Raw genomic sequence first — 13897 nt, forward strand, 5'->3', positions numbered from 1 at the left:
GCGCGAGCCCGCGCGCACGGCGGTCCCGGTCACCGGATCACCGGGTGAACGGCTGGACGGACTGGGCGTGCCGGAAGACGTTGCGCGGGTCCCAGAACTCCTTGGCCTCCTGCAGCCGCCGGTAGTTGTCGTCGCCGTAGTACAGGCGGTGCGAGGGCTGGCCCGAGGTGTTCCAATCGGTGTCGTCGAGGTCGGTGTCGGGGTAGTTGATGTAGCACCCGTCCGTCACCGGCGCCGGCTTCCCGTCGGCCGGGGGCTCGGTCGGCGCCAGAATCGGCACACCGCCGGTGTCCTTGTAGACATCGCGGTAGAACTCCCGGATCCAGCGCAGGTGCGGTGCGGCGATCGAGGGGTCGATCTCGGCGTCTTGGTGGTCGGCGACACCGTCCTTGTTGGAGTCCCGCTGCCAGCTCCAGTAGGTCTGGTACTGCAGCTTCAAAACGGAGCTGCGCTGGTAGACCGCGGTGTCCCGGCTGTCGGGGAGGTTGATCGCGCCACCGTAGGAGTCGACCTGGAGCAGCGCCTGCGGATTCTTGTAGCCGTCGTCGCGGGTCAGCGCGCCGAAGATGGCGGTGAGCTGCGCCTCGGTGAAACCCCGTGTCATATACGCCGACTTGTACTTGCCGCACTGGTTGTCACCGGAGCCGTTGAGGGTCTGAGTGGCCGTGAGCCAGGGCAGCCGGGTCGGCACGTGCAGCCCGCCCATGGGGGCGTGCTCGCCCATCCGCCGGTCCAGCGGGGTGGGGTCGACGCCCAGGTCCTTGGTGATCCAGTCGAGGAAGGCGTTCAGCCGCGCGACGCTGTCCGGCCGGGTGGCGTCGAGCTGGGTGATCAGACCGATCTTGCCGTTGGAGTGGTGGGTCAGCTTCAGCAGCGTGAACATGTCGGTGAAGTCGCCGCGGAGGGACTTCGGCAGCTGCCGGGTGTTCTCGTACTCGAAGAACAGCCCGTAATTGCGCACCAGCGACTTGAAGCGCTCCGGCTTCTTCCTGAGCTTCTCCCAGGGCCAGGCGACCGCGTGCAGCAGGACTTCGCCCGGAGGCTTGGGAAGCCCCTTGAACCAGTAGCGGGTGACCACGCCGAAGTTGCCGCCGCCCCCGCCGGTGTGCGCCCACCACAGGTCCCGCAGCCGCTCGTCGGGGGAGTCCCGGCGGGCCACCACGACCTCCGCGTGCTGGCCGTCGCGGACGACGACGACCTCCACCGCGTAGAGGTAGTCCACCGTCAGGCCGTGCTGCCGGGACAGCAGCCCGTATCCGCCGCCCGACACATGGCCGCCGGCCCCGACCGAGTAGCACGACCCGCCGGGGAGGGCGACGCCGAACGGCGCGTAGAGGTGGGTGGCGAGATGCCAGTTGTTCGCGCCGGCCTCGACGCAGTACGCCCCCATCTCCTGGTCGAGATAGGCCCGGTCCATCTGCCCGAGGTCCAGGATCACGCCGACATCGTCGCCGCAGACGAAGTTCTCGTAGCAGTGGCCGCCCGAACGGACCGTGATGCGCCGGTCGAGGCTCTCGTCGGGGCGGTGGCTCGCCAGATACTTGTTGAGCGCGGCGACGGCCTCGTCCGTCGAGCTGATCACCGACACATAGTCAGGGCTTGCGATGAAGCGTTGGTTGAAGCCTCGTCGCAGGGCCGCGTAGCGGGCGTCGCCCGGTCCCACCTCCGTACCGCACTCGGTCCCGGCCTTGGTCTGGTAAACGGTCATGTGCTCTCCCTGCGATGGAGCGATGGCGCCGTACGACCACCTCGAACGGCAGCTCTGCGTAATCAATGACTACTATCCGTGACCATCGTGGGGAGGGGAATGCCCGGAACGTGTCCCTCCGCGTGTCCTGGGTTGACGCCCGCGCTCCTGTGTCAGGGAGCAACGACCGGTGCGGCCGGTGGCGTGATCACCGGTGGTGATCCAGCGGGGCGTCCCGGTGGTGATCCGCACCTCGGGGCGTTGCCGGAAGCCGGCTGACTTGTAGGTGGCGACGACGCCGACATGGGAGCTCGGGGTGCAGACGATCGCGCTCGACGAGCCCAGCTCCTGGAGTGCGGCCGCCGCGGCGACGACGATCGCCCCGCCGTAGCCGTGACGGCGATGTTCCGGGTGCACGCCCATCGGTTCGAGCAACCCGGGCCGGCCCGGCCCGGCCCCGGCGGACAGCCCTTAGCCTGGAGGAATGGGCGGCGACGTGCTCACGGTGTTCCTCTGCGGGGACGTGATGCTCGGTCGCGGTGTCGACCAGATCCTGCCGCACCCGGGCGACCCCGCGCTGCGGGAGGGGTATGCCCGCGATGCCCGCGACTATGTCGCGCTGGCCGAGGCGCTGAACGGCCCCATTCCCCGCCCGGTCGACTTCTCCTGGCCGTGGGGGGAGGCGCTGGGGGTGCTGGACGAGGCCGCGCCCGCCGCGCGCGTGATCAACCTGGAGACCAGCGTCACGCGAAGCGACGCCTTCGCCCCCGGCAAGGAAGTCCACTACCGGATGAACCCCGCGAACCTCCCCTGCCTGACCGCAGCCCGCCCCGATGTCTGCGTACTGGCCAACAACCACGTCCTGGACTTCGACCGCAGCGGACTGCGGGAGACGCTCGACACGCTGGCGGGCGGCGGACTGCGGACGGCGGGCGCGGGCATGGACGCCGACGCGGCCCGGCGGCCGGCCGTCGTCCCCGTCGAAGACGGCCGGCGCGTCCTGGTCTTCTCCTTCGGCCTGCCCTCCAGCGGCATCCCCCGGACCTGGGCCGCGGGCGAGGACCGGAGCGGGGTCGCGTTCGTGGCCGGGCCCTCCCAGGCCGCCGCCCAGGAGTGGGCCGTCCGCGTCCAGCAGACGAAGCGACCGGGGGACATCGTGGTGGCCTCGGTCCACTGGGGCCCCAACTGGAGCTACGGCGTCTCCCGCGCCGAGACCGCCTTCGCCCACACACTCCTCGACGGCGGAGTGGACATCGTGCACGGGCACTCCGCGCACCACCCCCGCGGCCTGGAGGTGCACCGGGGCAAGCTCCTGATCCACGGGTGCGGCGATTTCATCGACGACTACGAGGGCATCACCGGCTACGAGCACTACCGGGACGATCTGAGGTTGCTCTACCTGGTCTCGGTGGAACCGGACACCGGCCGGCTCCAGGACGTACGGATCACCCCGCTCCAAGCCCACCAGATGAGGCTGCGGCACATCTCCTACGAGGACTCCCGCTGGCTGCGAAGGCTCCTCGACCGGATCGCCACCGGCTTCCAGGCGTGCGCCGCATCCGAACCCGGGGGCACGCTGACGCTCCGGCCCGCCTGAGGCACGCACCCTCTCTCCCCGACCGGCGTCCCCGCCGCCCGGGACGGGGGATCAGATGTGCAGGGTCAGCGGCGGGTGCGTGCCGTTCAGGAAGTGATCGCCGATGTCGCGGAGGCGGTGCGTCGGAGAGCCCTGCGCCGTCAGGACGCGCGCGTTGCGCCAGAACCTGTCGAACCCGGGGCCGTCGGCGGGGGAGTCGGCGCCATCGGTGAGTTCCAGGATCCGGGTGGTGATGCGCATGGCGGACCGGCTGGTGACGGCCTCCGCCGCGGCGACCAGGACGGCGATGTCGGCGCGCGCTTCGACGCCGAGTTCGCGCCCGGCCACAAGGCCCCTGGCCAGGGCCTCCGTCGCCGGTTCCACCACCGCCGCGGCGGTGTGCGCGGCGGCCACCAGCTCCCCGTAGGCGAGCAGGAGGTACGGATCCCCGTCCGGCAGCCCCTCGTACGTGCCGCTGTCGGGACCCGAGGGCGGCCAGGTGCGCGGCGCGGCGCGACTGAAGTCCCGCGCCTCGGCCAGCGCTCCTTCGGCGATCCCCAGGCCGACGTGGACGAGGGCGAGCCGGAGCGCCAGTGGGGCGAGCGCGGCGAAGGGGGAGACATCGTGCTCGTCGCGCGGGACGGCACCCAGCACCTGGTCCGGGGACGACACCGGGACGCTGTCGAAGCCGATGCTGCCCGCCCCGGTGAGCCGCTGCCCCAGACGGTCGTGCGACGGATCGGCCGTCACTCCGGGGTGGTCGGGGTCCACGAGCACCATCAGCGACTCACCGGTCTCGGTGCACACCGCGCCGAGCACCAGCCGGTCGGCGACGGCGACACCCGCGGAGAACGCCCGGCGGCCGTTGAGGAGATACCCGTCGGACGTCGGTGTCAGCGTCAGCTCCGGGCCGGTCTCCGTCCCCGCGTCCGCCTCCGTCCCCGGAACGCCGGTGTCCCCGCCCCAGAGCCACTGCTCCTCGGCCGCCCGGAGCTCTAGTGCGGCGGCCCGCTCCGGGGTGCCGAAGAACCGGGCGCTCCACGACAGGGCGTAGTGCCGGCCGAGGAGTTCGCCGATGGAGCTGTCGGCCGCCGCGATCTCCCGGATGACCGCGCAGGCGGTCCGCAGGTCGGTGCCCCGTGGAGAGGGGCCGGGCGGCATCAGCAGGGCCGGCAGGCCGGCTTCGCGCACCCGTTGGATCTCGTCGAACGGCGGCTTGCCCGCACGGTCGCGGAGGAGCGCGTCGACGGCGAGATCGTCCGCGACCTCACGGGCGACCAGCGGCCATATCCCGTCCTCCGAAGGGCCGTTGGCCTGCGGGGCGGCGGGACACGCTGCGGACCTCTTCGACATGACGCCGTTCACCGTCCCCTCTCCGATCCAGTTTCCCTAGTTTTCCCACTGGATTGATAGGGAAAGAATGCGTCCGGACTCCGTGCACAGCAAGGGCCGTTCAAGGGTTGGACAGTGGCGTCTTGAAGTACGGACAGCCTGGATGGTCGGTCGGCCCGGACACCCCCTAGGGATTCGTCCAGGAGTCGGGGTCCTCGGCCAGCGCCGAGACCGGGTGGGGCAGTTCGGCCGAGGCGACGTCGGCCAGGGACACCCCGTCCAGGATCTGGCGGACGTTGGCGCGCAGGGCGATCCACAGTGGCAGCAGCGACTCGGCCGGGCCGGTGTAGGACAACTCCGGCGGGCGGACCCCGCGTACGGACACCAGCGGTCCGTCCACGACGCGGATCACGTCCGCGATGCTGATGGTCTCCGCGGACCTGGCCAGCCGATAGCCCCCGTTGCCGCCGCGCTGACTGAGGACCAGTCCGCCCCGGCGCATGTCGTTCAGGATGCCTTCGAGGAACTTGTGCGGAATGTCCTGGGCGTCGGCGATGGCCTCCGCCTTGAGCGGCCCCGCGTCCCGGGCGTCAGCGAGTTGCAGCGCGGCGCGCACCGCATAGTCCGCTCTGGCTGAAATCCGCATGCCTGCATTATTCCGCAGCGGCGGTGCGGGCTCGCGCCGCGGCCGCCCCCCGGTCGCAGGCCCGGCACCGCAGTCCCCTTGACGCGGCTCGACGGCGGCTCGACACTCGGGGGCGGGAACCCTAGCGAACGGGTGGGAAATCATGGGGCGTGCAGGGTCGGCCGGTGACCGCGCGGTCCGCGCCTTTCGGCCGCTTCCCCCGCTGACCTCGCGCCGGCACATCGATCTCCTGCGCGTCTGCAGCGCGGCCAGTCTGCCTCGCTGAGGCGGTCGCGGCCGCGCCGCGCCGTCCTCGTTCCCCGCCGCATCCCCGCCGCATCCCCTCCGCAGCCGGACCCGCGCCGACGGCGCCCGCTGCCCGCCGCCCGAGGCGCATCCGCCCGTACCTCCGCCCGTACCTCCATCCGTACCTCCGCCGGTCCGCGCGCCCGCACCTCCTCGTATGTCCGCGCGCCGGCCCTGGACCCCAGGGAGCCGCATGTCCGCCACGTCTGCTGTGTCCGCCGCAACCCAGAATTCCGCCACAACCCAGAACTCCACCACCTCCCCCGACGCCGTACCGCCCCTGCGCGGCAGGATCGGCGGCGATGCGCGCAGCGGCCACTACGCCGTGCCGCACCGCTACCGCCTGTACCTGACGCTGTCCTGTCCGCACTGTCTGAGCATCGCCATCACCCACAGCCTGCTGGACCTCGGCGACACCCTCCCGGTGACGCTGCTGCCCGCCGTCCCCGACGCCCCGGACGGCGGATACGCCACGCTGCGCCCGTTGTACGAGGCCAGTTCGCACCAGCACCCCGGGCCGGCCGCGGCGCCGGTGCTCAGCGACGGATGGACGGGGCGGATCGTCAGCACGCACACCCCCGACATCCTGCGGGACCTGGCCGAACGGTTCGGAGCCCAGGGGCCCGTGCTGTATCCGTGCGAGGCCCGCAGCGGCATCGAGGCGGTCGGGCGGCTCTGCGCGCAGGACGTCAACGAGGCCGCGCAGCGTGCCGGCCGGGTCGGCGTCGGCAGCCCGGCCTACGGGGTCGCGCTGGGGACCCTGCTGAGGGCACTGGACTCACTGGATCAGCTGCTGGCCGGGCGGGAGTACGTACTGGGCGGTGAACTCACCGCCGCGGACGTCCAGTTGTGGGTGACGCTGGTGCAGCTCGACACCGTGCACCGCTGGCATCTGGACGCCGCGGCGGTACACCGCATCGCCGGCCATCGCCGGCTGTGGTCGTATGCGCGCCGGCTGGCCGCCCTGCCCGCCTTCGGCTCCCACCTCGACCTGGACGGCATCGCCCGCCGGCACCATGCGCGTTGCCAGGGGCGGGAGGCCGCCGGCGCGGCGGTGCAGATCCTGGACTGGACGGCGGCGCACACACCCGGGCGGGGCGCGCCCTGCTCCCGCTGACCTGAGACGGGCGGCCGTCACCCCGTGGCCGGGCCGGGTACGCAGTGCGGACCTGGTTCGGCCGGCGGCGGCCGCGGCGGGTGCGGCGGGTGCGTCGATCGGTGACGGCCGCGGGCGCCCCCGCTGACGTCGGCGGAAATGGCACGATAATGGCTGTTCGATAGAATGATGCCATGAGTGTCATGAGGTTGCTGCCATGAGGCCGTCGCGGCAGCCGTCGCGGCCGGCCGTCCACCGCGTCGTCGTGCTGGCCCTCGACGGTGTGTACCCGTTCGAGCTGGGCATAGCGAACCGCGTCTTCGGCGAGGCGAAGCACCTGTACGAGGTGGTCACCTGCACCGTCGACGGCCTCCCGGTGCGGACCGGTGCGGACTTCTCGGTCACCCCCGACCACGGCCCCGAGGCCCTGGAGGACGCCGACACGGTCGTCGTCCCGCCCTATGACCACAGCCTGCTCTCCGACCGGCTCACGCCGGCCATGGCCGCTGCCATGGCCCGCATCCGCCCCGGTACCCGGCTGGTGTCGATCTGCACGGGCGCGTTCCTGTTCGGGGCGGCCGGGCTGCTCGACGGACGGACCGCCACCACCCACTGGGTCCTCGCGGACACCTTCCGCCGACTGTTCCCGCACGTCACCCTCGACCCCGACGTGCTGTTCATCGACGACGGGGACATCCTCACCTCGGCCGGAGCCGTCTCGGGCGTGGATCTCTGCCTCCACCTCGTCCGCAAGGACCACGGCAGTGAGGTCGCCAACCACATCGCGCGCCGCTGCGTCATACCGCCCTGGCGGGACGGCGGTCAGGCCCAGTACATCGAACAGCCGCTGCCCGGCCCGGGCGCGACCGGGACCGCCGCCACTCGCGAGTGGGCCCTGGAGCGCCTCGACCAGCCCCTCACCCTCGCCGACCTCGCGGCGCACGCAGAGATGAGCCCCCGTACTTTCGCGCGCCGCTTCACCGAGGAGGCCGGCACCAGCCCGGGCCGCTGGGTGATCCAGCAGCGCGTCCATCAGGCCCGCCGGCTGCTGGAGACCACCGATCTGTCCGTCGAGCGGATCGCCCACGAAGTCGGCTTCGGCGGTGCCATCTCGCTCCGTCAGCATCTGCACTCGGTGATCGGGGTCTCCCCGCTGGCCTATCGACGGGCGTTCCAGGCGACCAGTGACGCATGACCGGTGGCGCATGAGCGGCACGTGGACGCGGCCCGGCACGCGTGGCACGATCCCATCGAATGCTGTCCATCTTGCCATTGTCGCGTGACGCGGGCGCTGCCAGTCTGGGGATATGACCGACTCGACGGCGCACCGCGCCACATCTCCCACCATGCGTGCCATCAGCCAGAACGCCCACGGCGGCCCCGAGGTCCTCACCGAGGTCGAGCTTCCGCGACCCACACCCGGCATCGGCGAGATCCTCGTCGCCGTCCACGCGGCCGGCGTCAACCCCACCGACTGGAAGCACCGCGCGGGCGCCCTGTCCGTGGGGCCGCCGCCGTTCGTCCTCGGCTGGGACGTCTCCGGCGTCGTCGAGGCCGTCGGTCTTGGTGTCACCCTCTTCAAGCCGGGTGACGAAGTCTTCGGGATGCTGCCCTACCCCTCCGGTGTCGGCGCGTACGCCGAGTACGCCATCGGCCCCGCGCGGGCCTTCGTCCGCAAGCCGTCCGGCATCGGCCACACCGAGGCGGGCGCCATCCCGCTCGCCGCCCTCACGGCCCATCAGGTGCTGGTCGACACCGCGGACATCCGGCCCGGGCAGCGGGTGCTGATCCACGCGGCCGCCGGCGGCGTCGGCCACCTCGCCGTACAGATCGCCAAGGCCCGGGGCGCCCACGTCATCGGAACGGCCAGCGCCGCCAAGCACGACCTGCTGCGGGAGCTGGGCGCGGACGAGCTCATCGACTACCGCACCACCGACTTCGCCGACGTCGTCAGCGATGTCGACATTGTCCTGGACACCCTCGGCGGCGACATCCGCACCCGCTCCCTCGACGTGCTGCGCCCGGGCGGCATCGTCGTCTCGATCGTGCCTCCCGTTACGGAGGAAGAGGCCAAGAAGGCGGCCGAGTTGGGAGTCCGGTTGGAGACGATGATCGTCGAGGCCGACCAGGCCGGCATGCGGGCGGTCGCCGACCTCGTCGAAGCCGGCACGCTGCGTGTCCACGTCGACGCGGCACTGCCGCTCTCGGAAGCCGCCAAGGCGCATGCGCTGGGCGAGACGAACCGCACCACCGGCAAGCTCGTCCTCACCGTGCGGTGATCCCCCGCCGCACCGGCTGATGCTCCGTGGGGCCGGCCGACCGCCCTCGCGACACCAAGTGGAGAACACGACATTCGCGTGGTGCGTGGTGGTTGTGTGATTGGCCCGGAATGGCCGAATTTTCGGTTGGTCGGGCTCCCGGAGCACGTGCAGGATTCAGATGCGGAAGCGGCCGCGGTCCGGTGCGCGGCCGGGTCATCGACAGGGGGAATGCTCCATGCGTCAGGTCCGTGGCACGATCAGGAAGACGGTGGCGGCGGCCGCCGCGCTCGCTGGCGGGGCGCTGTTGACGCTCGGTGTGAGCGCGGACGCCGCGCACGCGGCCGGCGCGGCGGGGGAGTACCAGGGATGCCCGTCCGGGTATGTGTGCCTCTACCCGAACGCGGGGTGGAACGGCGGCCACCCCACCTACAAGTGGTACACCTACGGCGCCCACAACCTCAGCAACCAGTTCGGCGTCAAGAGGCTCTTCAACAACCAGACCGGCGGCGCCATCGCCCGCAACTGCACCGGTTACCACGGCACCGGCTGCCAGGGCATCCAGAGCGCCGGTACGTACGCCGACTACGACTACACCCCGTACAACTCCGTTCTGCTCGCGCGCAACTGACCTCCCCGTCCGCGGCGTCGCCGTCACCCTCGCCGGGCCGGTGCCATCGAGCCACCTGCCGCTCCCGCTCCGCGGGCGGTGGGTTTCGCGGTCGCGCCCGTCGGTCTACTGCTGGTCGAGGAAGGTCGCGACGGTCTGGACGAACCGCTGCGGGTCGTCCAGCCAGGGGTAGTGGCCGGCTTCCGGCTGGACGGTCAGCTCACTCCGGGGCAGCAGCCGCGCGATGTCGGCGGCGACGCGGGGGAGCGGGCCGCTGTCCAGTTCACCGGCGAGGACCAGGGCCCGCGCGTCCCACCCGGCGAGGGCGGCCCGCGCCGCGGCCGGTTCGAACGCGCCGGAGGCTGCGTACCGCTCCCCGGCCTCGTCGTTGCACTGGGCCACCTCGGATGCCGCGTGCGCCTGTGCGGCCGCGTCCCAACGGCCGTAGAAGAACGGGGCGACGGCGTCCCAGTCGGCGTCGTTCGTGGAGCCGGCCCAGATGGCTTCGTAGGCGGCGTACGCGGCCGGGAACCAGGGCTCCGGGGCGCGCAGGGCGGCCGCCTCGCGCCGGTGCTCCTCGGTGAAGTCGACGCCGAGGGCGCGCGCACGGGCGGTGATCAGAGTGAGGGTGCGGACGCGCTCCGGGTGCCGAGCCGCGTACAGCAGGGCGAGGTCACCGCCCGCGGAGTGCGTGAGAAGGTCGATCCGGTCCAGACCGAGGTGCGCGCGGAGCGCCTCGACATCGGCGACCTGCCGGTCGCAGCGGTACGTGGCCGGGTCGAGGGGGATGCCGGAGTCACCGGTGCCGCGCAGATCGAGCAGGACCAGGCGGCGCCGCTTCGACAGTCCACCGAGATCGCCGAGGTAGGCGGAGGCGCGCATCGGGCCACCGGGCAGGCAGAGCAGCGGCTCGCCCTCGCCCACCTCGTGGTAGGCGAGTTCGGTGCCGTCGACAGCGGTGAGAGTGGGCATGGCGCCATCCTCATCGCCGTACCAGGACCAGACAAGCGAATTGGAGCGCACGGCCCGCCAGGACCGACCCGGCTCCTTCCGTCACCCCAACGCAGGAACTCCGGGCAAATGCGGAGGTCGCACACGAGTCCGGCACGGTGCCCTGCTTACCATCACCGGCATCCCCGGGAAACGCAGCCGGGCACCTCGCCATGAACAAGGTCTTTCCGTCAGGAGGCGGCATGAGTGCGGAATCGGGTTCGGCGCAGACACTCGTCATCCAGCCGACCGGGGGCACGGGGCAGCACGCCGGCCGCCGTGACACCTTCGCTCAGCCGCTGACGGCCCGGCTTGTCGACAGCGGCTCCCGCCGTCCGGTGTCCGACGCCGAGGTGACGTTCTCCTGGGTGTCCACGAGCGAGCAAGCCCTCTTCGAAGGGGACCGGCAGACCATCACGGTACGGACGGACGACGACGGCTATGCGCGGACGTCGCCGCTCGTGGCCGGCGATTCCGACGGCGTCGCGGTCTTCATCGTCACCGCCGCCGGTGCGGCCCCCGAGCAGGTCGAGGTCACGGTCGACCTGTGACGATCCCCGCCGGCCCGGGGCACGGGCCGGCGGAGGCGTGGCGGCCGATGCGGGCTCAGCGCCGCTTGGCGACGCGCTGGATGTTGTTCTTGCTCCCTTGCGCGGCACCGTTGACGAAATTGCCGCTGGTGGTGGATCCGTTGGTGCTGGTGACGTTGCCGCTGTCGTTCGGATTCCCGTGGTTGTGGAAGTTCCCGCCGTGCAGGCTGTTTCCGCTGTGCACGGGTCCGTTCAGACAGGCGCGGGAGTCCCTGTACGCGGGCGCGTGGTAGTTGATGTTGCCGAACCGGTTGTTGCACGCCACCCCCTGAGGCGCACCCGTAAGGGAGACGAGGTCGGCGCCGACCGCGGCGTCCAGCAGATCCGGAATGGGCTGGGCCCGGGCGATTCCGGCGCTCAGCAGAACGAGGCCGCAGGCCCCGGCGATACTTCCCGCCCGCACAACGCTTCTCACGATGCTCCTTGCCGTTTCCTTTGTGATGCCGGAGGTATCGTCCTGCCGCCGGCGGTCCGTGACGTCGGCAACCCGCTGGAGCCGAAACGCTCAGCGGCCACAATCAGCCGGGTGGCGCAACGAAGACCCGCCGCCGTCCCGCCGCGCGTTTCGCGCTTTTCACCCCTACGGCCCCCCATACACGCGCGATGGGCCGCCGGGGAGCGGCCATTATGGCGGAGAGGGTTTTCCGCGGTGGGATTGTTGAGGGTGGAAGGGGCGTAGGTGGCGGAGGTCGAGGAGGCCGAGCGGTCGGCACCGGAAAAGGACCGGTCGAGGCCGGGCCGGGTCGTACTGGGATGGCTCACGACGACCGATCACAAGGTCATCGGCAACCTGTACATGGTCACCGCCTTCGGATTCTTCCTCTTCGCCGGAACGCTGGCCATGCTGATGCGGGCCGAGCTCGCCGCGCCCGGACTCCAACTGGTCTCCCACGAGCAGTACAACCAGCTCTTCACCATTCATGGCACGATCATGATGCTGCTCTTCGCCACCCCCATGTTCGCGGGCTTCGCCAACGCGGTGATGCCGCTCCAGATCGGTTCGCCGGACGTCGCCTTCCCGCGGCTGAACGCCTTTACGTACTGGCTGTTTCTGCTCGGCGGCCTCATGGTGGTATCGGGATTCATCGTTCCCGGTGGGGCCGCGTCGTTCGGCTGGTTCGCCTACGCGCCCCTGAACGGCCCGGTGTTCTCGCCCGGACCCGGCGGCGATCTGTGGATCATGGGGCTCGTCGTGGCCGGTCTGAGCACGATCCTGGGCGCGGTGAACTTCATCGCCACGATCGTGTGCCTGCGCGCCCCCGGCATGACGATGTTCCGGATGCCGATCTTCAGCTGGAACGTGCTGTTCACCTCCATCCTGGCTCTGCTGGCGTTCCCGGTGCTGGCGGCCACGCTCCTGGTGCTGGAGGCGGACCGGAAGTTCGGCGCGCATGTCTTCGACGCCGCGAACGGGGGCGCGATCCTGTGGCAGCACCTGTTCTGGTTCTTCGGTCACCCGGAGGTCTATATCGTCGCGCTGCCGTTCTTCGGCGTGATCTCCGAAATCATCCCGGTGTTCAGCCGCAAACCGATTTTCGGGTACGTCGGAATGGTCGGTGCCACGATCGCCATCACCATGCTGTCCGCCTCGGTGTGGGCCCATCACATGTTCGCGACCGGGGCGGTGCTGCTGCCGTTCTTCGCCGTACTTTCCTTCCTGATCGCGGTGCCGACCGGTGTGAAGTTCTTCAACTGGATCGGCACCATGTGGCACGGGAGCCTGTCGTTCGAGACCCCGATGCTGTGGAGCATCGGATTCCTTGTCTCCTTTCTTCTCGGGGGGCTCAGCGGTGTGCTCATCGCGTCCCCGCCCCTGGACTTCCACGTCACCGACAGCTACTTCATCGTGGCGCACCTGCATTACGTACTGTTCGGCACGGTCGTCTTCGCGATGTTCGGCGGATTCTATTTCTGGTGGCCCAAATGGACCGGGAAGATGCTGAACGAGCGGCTCGGGAAGATCCACTTCTGGACGCTGTTCCTCGGCTTCCAGGGCACGTTCCTGGTGCAGCACTGGCTGGGCGAGATGGGGATGCCCCGCCGATACGCGGACTACCTGGCCGCCGACGGCTTCACCGTCTTGAACTCGGTCTCCTCGGCCGGCTCCTTCCTGCTCGGCGCTTCCACACTGCCGTTCCTGTACAACGTCTGGCACACCGCCCGTTACGCCCCGCACGTGGGTATGGACGACCCCTGGGGCTTCGGCAGATCGCTGGAGTGGGCGACCTCCTGCCCGCCGCCCCGTCACAACTTCCATACGATGCCGCGCGTCCGCTCCGATTCGCCGGCCTTCGATCTGCACCATCCGGAAGTCGGCGAACGCCTACCCGTGCCCGCTGCCGGTTCCTGGTCGTCGACCGACCAGGAATCCCCCCGTCCCCCCGACACCCCGGCCGAGTGATCGACGATGAAGATGGAAACCTGTCTCTTCGCCGGCGTCACACTGTTCTTCGCCGTGACGGCGATCGGCTATACCTGGTGGTCGGACGCCGAACCGGCCGGCTCGACCGCGCTCACCGTGTCCTTCCTCATGAGCGCCCTGGTGTCCCTCTTCCTCTACGTGCAGCAGCGCAAGCACGGCTCCCGCCCCGAAGACCACAAGGACGCCGAGATCAAGCAGCGGTCCGGGCGGGTGGACTTCTTCCCGCCGCGCAGCATCTGCCCCTTCATGACCGCCGTCGGATACGCCGTGGCCGCGCTGGGTGTGGTCTACGGGCTGTGGCTGTTCCTCATCGGCCTGGGTCTCCTGGCGGGCGGTATCTTCGGCTTCCTCTACGAATACGGGAATCGCGAACCCTGACATCCCTTCAGGACCGCGAACCGGACG

At 70.6% G+C, this 13897-nt stretch carries 13 protein-coding genes and 1 pseudogene; 8 read left to right on the forward strand and 6 right to left on the reverse strand.

The annotated features are described in order from the left end of the window. Positions 1-37: 37 nt before the first annotated feature. Both ACZ5XZ_RS00840 and ACZ5XZ_RS00845 read right to left on the reverse strand, forming a co-directional pair. A complete protein-coding gene (locus tag ACZ5XZ_RS00840; protein ID WP_468973100.1) occupies positions 38-1708 on the reverse strand; it encodes an FAD-binding oxidoreductase in 1671 nt (556 codons plus the stop codon). Between the two features lie 225 nt (positions 1709-1933). Beyond that, a pseudogene (locus ACZ5XZ_RS00845) lies at positions 1934-2143 on the reverse strand (GNAT family N-acetyltransferase); the annotation flags it as partial. A gap of 28 nt (positions 2144-2171) precedes the next feature. Here ACZ5XZ_RS00845 and ACZ5XZ_RS00850 point away from each other — a divergent pair. Next, a complete protein-coding gene (locus tag ACZ5XZ_RS00850; protein WP_468973104.1) occupies positions 2172-3284 on the forward strand; it encodes a CapA family protein in 1113 nt (370 codons plus the stop codon). A gap of 51 nt (positions 3285-3335) precedes the next feature. Here ACZ5XZ_RS00850 and ACZ5XZ_RS00855 read toward each other — a convergent pair whose 3' ends face one another. Continuing rightward, a complete protein-coding gene (locus ACZ5XZ_RS00855) occupies positions 3336-4616 on the reverse strand; it encodes an acyl-CoA dehydrogenase family protein (RefSeq protein ID WP_468973109.1) in 1281 nt (426 codons plus the stop codon). A gap of 166 nt (positions 4617-4782) precedes the next feature. Next, the gene (locus ACZ5XZ_RS00860) at positions 4783-5241 is read right to left on the reverse strand and encodes an RrF2 family transcriptional regulator (protein WP_468973113.1); all 459 of its coding nucleotides are present in this window, start codon (positions 5239-5241) and stop codon (positions 4783-4785) included. A 478-nt stretch (positions 5242-5719) separates the two neighbouring features. On the opposite strand from ACZ5XZ_RS00860, the gene ACZ5XZ_RS00865 reads away from it, so the two are divergent. The 4 genes from ACZ5XZ_RS00865 to ACZ5XZ_RS00880 all read left to right on the forward strand — a co-directional run bounded on the left by ACZ5XZ_RS00865 (position 5720) and on the right by ACZ5XZ_RS00880 (position 9511). After that, the gene (locus ACZ5XZ_RS00865; protein WP_468973116.1) at positions 5720-6643 is read left to right on the forward strand and encodes a glutathione S-transferase C-terminal domain-containing protein; all 924 of its coding nucleotides are present in this window, start codon (positions 5720-5722) and stop codon (positions 6641-6643) included. A 196-nt stretch (positions 6644-6839) separates the two neighbouring features. Continuing rightward, the gene (locus ACZ5XZ_RS00870) at positions 6840-7817 is read left to right on the forward strand and encodes a GlxA family transcriptional regulator (protein ID WP_468973119.1); all 978 of its coding nucleotides are present in this window, start codon (positions 6840-6842) and stop codon (positions 7815-7817) included. Between the two features lie 151 nt (positions 7818-7968). Further along, entirely contained in the window at positions 7969-8901 is a 933-nt protein-coding gene (locus tag ACZ5XZ_RS00875) for an NADP-dependent oxidoreductase (protein WP_468974137.1), read from the forward strand. Positions 8902-9118: 217 nt separating this feature from the next. Beyond that, positions 9119-9511 carry a hypothetical protein gene (locus ACZ5XZ_RS00880; RefSeq protein ID WP_468973121.1) on the forward strand — a complete coding sequence of 131 codons (393 nt, stop codon included), beginning with the start codon at positions 9119-9121 and terminating at the stop codon, positions 9509-9511. A gap of 105 nt (positions 9512-9616) precedes the next feature. On the opposite strand, the gene ACZ5XZ_RS00885 is transcribed toward ACZ5XZ_RS00880, so the two are convergent. Beyond that, the gene (locus ACZ5XZ_RS00885; protein WP_468973124.1) at positions 9617-10462 is read right to left on the reverse strand and encodes an alpha/beta fold hydrolase; all 846 of its coding nucleotides are present in this window, start codon (positions 10460-10462) and stop codon (positions 9617-9619) included. Positions 10463-10683: 221 nt separating this feature from the next. Here ACZ5XZ_RS00885 and ACZ5XZ_RS00890 point away from each other — a divergent pair, with 221 nt between their 5' ends. Next, positions 10684-11031 carry an Ig domain-containing protein gene (locus ACZ5XZ_RS00890; protein ID WP_468973127.1) on the forward strand — a complete coding sequence of 116 codons (348 nt, stop codon included), beginning with the start codon at positions 10684-10686 and terminating at the stop codon, positions 11029-11031. A gap of 55 nt (positions 11032-11086) precedes the next feature. Here ACZ5XZ_RS00890 and ACZ5XZ_RS00895 read toward each other — a convergent pair whose 3' ends face one another. Continuing rightward, a complete protein-coding gene (locus tag ACZ5XZ_RS00895; protein ID WP_468973130.1) occupies positions 11087-11485 on the reverse strand; it encodes a hypothetical protein in 399 nt (132 codons plus the stop codon). A gap of 264 nt (positions 11486-11749) precedes the next feature. Between ACZ5XZ_RS00895 and ctaD the strand changes: the two genes are divergently transcribed. Further along, positions 11750-13471 (forward strand): aa3-type cytochrome oxidase subunit I, encoded by a 1722-nt coding sequence (ctaD, locus tag ACZ5XZ_RS00900; RefSeq protein WP_468973133.1) that lies wholly within the window; start codon positions 11750-11752, stop codon positions 13469-13471. A gap of 12 nt (positions 13472-13483) precedes the next feature. Continuing rightward, positions 13484-13870 (forward strand): aa3-type cytochrome oxidase subunit IV, encoded by a 387-nt coding sequence (ctaF, locus tag ACZ5XZ_RS00905; protein ID WP_468973136.1) that lies wholly within the window; start codon positions 13484-13486, stop codon positions 13868-13870. The last annotated feature ends 27 nt before the right edge of the window (positions 13871-13897 follow it).

The organism is Streptomyces sp. NPDC033270, from assembly GCF_055576575.1.